This is a genomic window from Halorubrum sp. SS7, from assembly GCF_005435055.1.
Classification (GTDB): domain Archaea; phylum Halobacteriota; class Halobacteria; order Halobacteriales; family Haloferacaceae; genus Halorubrum; species Halorubrum salinarum.
The window spans coordinates 1-332 of sequence record NZ_SGXV01000454.1; the positions used below are offsets into that span (position 1 = coordinate 1).

The window sequence follows — 332 nt, forward strand, 5'->3', positions numbered from 1 at the left end:
GCGGCGGCCGCGGGCCCCGTGGGCGTGCTCACGAACGGGCCCGAGGCGCGCCAGCGGGCGAAGGTGGAGGCGCTCGGGCTGGCCGACCGCGTCGACGCGATCGTGTACGCCGGGGACCTCCCGCGCCGGAAGCCCCACGCGGAGCCGTTCGAGCGGCTGGCGGCGGCGATGTCGGTCGACCGGCGAGAGATGCTGTACGTCGGGAACTCGCTGGCGTACGACGTCGCCGGCGCGCACAACGCCGGCCTCCGGTCCGCGTGGCTCCGGCGGGACCCCGACGACGCGGCGGCCCCGTACCGCCCGGACTACGTCGTCGACTCGCTGGACGAGGT

The 332-nt window shown here is 77.1% G+C and carries 1 protein-coding gene; it reads left to right on the forward strand.

What is annotated here, in order from left to right; all coding sequences use genetic code 11:
• On the forward strand, nt 1-332 hold a 332-nt coding region (locus EXE44_RS18765; RefSeq protein WP_137718099.1), incomplete at both ends, for an HAD family hydrolase.